Source organism: Bacillaceae bacterium S4-13-56 (assembly GCA_040191315.1).
Classification (GTDB): Bacteria; Bacillota; Bacilli; order Bacillales; family JAWJLM01; genus JAWJLM01.
Map to the genome: position 1 here is coordinate 1 of JAWJLM010000148.1, position 2403 is coordinate 2403.

A 2403-nucleotide genomic window follows, 5' to 3' on the forward strand; every position below is an offset into this window, starting at 1 on the left:
GAAGCCGACACGGAAATGGTGGTTGAGCTAGATGAAGTTTTTTTGTATTTATGGGTGAAACCCATTTACCAAATGATGACTTTAGTGTATTCTTGTCCATACGGATTATCCTTTACTATTGGATTAGGACAGGGACCACCTGTACTTCCATTGTAAAGGATTTTTTGTTGTATGGACATTTAATATTTGAACATTCTTAGTATTTTGAATCATCTGATTTAATTAATGCAACGCTAGTGGATTTAAAGATAAGCATAATATAAAATAATTCTCTCTTTATTTTGATTAAAATTTATATATTTTCAGTATAAAAACTTAACATCGTTCAAAAAATGCTTTTAATTTAAAGAGGAATAAAAAGTTGTAAAAATGGTCTTGACAGGGAGTATTTATAACTAGTAATAAGCCTGCGATACTTTTTGTTAAGACCAATTTGTTTAAAAAGTTAGTAGTATTCAATCTACAAAAATCTGTTATATTTATTTTTTTTAAAGTTTTTGTTTAATATCGATATGGAAATTAAATTAAACAATAAAAATTCTTTTATTTTCGATAATTTGCAAGAAAAAATTTTTAATTAACATAAAGGGATGTGAGAAAATGGAATTAATATTCATAGGGGCAGTAATAATTATTGTATTTTACATAATCATAAGATTAATTGGAAAGAAGACATTACCTAATAATGAATTTTCTCCTTATGATGATTTAACTAGTGGTAAAAAATAATATCTTTAAACTACATAGTATAAATTTTTTTACTCCTAGGTTTAAAAAGTAAATTGATTTTCCAATTTTAACAATTCACAATGTAATGTGCCCGCTTGTCAAGACACAAAAATTAATTTTTTAAGATAAAGCCTCCTCTCTAAAAATAGTCTGGTCACCTGGCATTTTAATACTGCACTCTTCCAAGTCTTAAGGCTTTCCAAAGTCCACCACCCTTGACCTTGTTTGTGTCCATGGTAGTTTTCTTGTGGCGGATGAGGGAAATTCAGCCTTTTGGGCTCCTATCCGCACAGCCAGCGTACCATGGACAATCACTTCCTAAGTTCCGCTGGCGGGGCCCCGACCCCTTCTAGCGATCACTAAGGAGTGGCACAACGGTCAAGGGCAAGCAGCTTCGCTGTGGTTATGAATCCTTTGCAAAATGTACAGTGGCCGGTGTCTTGTCCTCCAGTGCTTGATGTTGCCTCGTCCAGTTGTAGTGATGCATGTAAAGCTTCGTCATTTGTTTTAATTCCAAGACCGTCTCGGGATATAGTAAATAAAGTCTTTCCCATTTATAGCTTCTGAAAAAACGCTCTGTTCTAGCATTGTCCTTTGCACGCCCTTTCCCGTCCATGCTAATTTTGATTGATTCATATTTTTTGATGCAGTCGATATATTCTTTGGACGTGAATTGGCTTCCCTGATCGCTATTAATGATTTCAGGCATTCCGTGCTCTTGAACAGCCTGCTCTACTGTACGAATAATAAAATCTGTCTTCATGGTGTTGCTTAAAGACCACCCTACGATAAATCTTGAATACCAGTCGATGACAACTACCAAGTACATAAAGCCTTTTGGTGTGCCACAATACGTAATATCAATCCCCCAAACTTGATTTCGATGGGTTATGCTTACATTCTGAAGCAGATAAGGATACGTTCGTGTCTGCAAATCCCGTTTGTTTAGATTCGGCCCTGGATAGAAGGCGATGATATCCATTTCTCGCATGTAATGACGTGTACGCTTGATACCTATGAAGAACCCAAATTTTTTTAGCTCATTTCGTATTCTGCGACAACAAAATGCAGGTTCATTAAAGTGTATCCGGTCAATGGCATTTTTGATATTGATTTCCTCTTGATCTGGCTTTGGAATCTTGATATCATAATAAGCAGTTGACCTGGACAGATTCAATAGTTCACACTGATGCTTGACCGTTAACTCCTTGCTATCAAAGTCTATCAAGGCCTTTTTCTCCTCCACTCCGAGGCCTGTTGTTGTTTTTTTTTGAGCCAATTCATATCTACGGTTAGCTGTCCAATTTGATTAACCAGTTCCTCCTTTTCCGCCTCGTATTCCTCCTTAACCTTTTCTAGTTCCGCAGACTTTTTATCAAAGACTGCTGGCATATTATTTAAAAACTCTGTCCTCCATCTGCTAATTAATTGTGGGCTTATATCATGCTTTTGAGCAATTTCATTAACAGTGCTATCCTCCCTTAATATTTCTAAAACAACCCTTGCTTTTTCTGTTGAACTGTATCTTTTTCGCTTTTTACTCATGGCATTAGTATTATCTTATTTATTCATTTTTAATGTCCAAGCCTACGGATACATTATAAAACGATGTATAATCGCCTAAAGATTCTTAGAATAGACGCAGAATTTCATGAAATGACTAAGACATTACAA

General features: G+C 35.2%; 1 protein-coding gene. It reads right to left on the minus strand.

Annotated features, from left to right (window positions below):
- Positions 1 to 1132: 1132 nt before the first annotated feature.
- A protein-coding gene (locus RZN25_18235) for an IS3 family transposase (protein ID MEQ6378742.1) occupies positions 1133 to 2274 on the minus strand; the annotation gives its coding sequence in 2 pieces (ribosomal slippage) (positions 1133 to 1974 and positions 1974 to 2274; 1143 coding nt in all).
- Positions 2275 to 2403 lie beyond the last annotated feature (129 nt).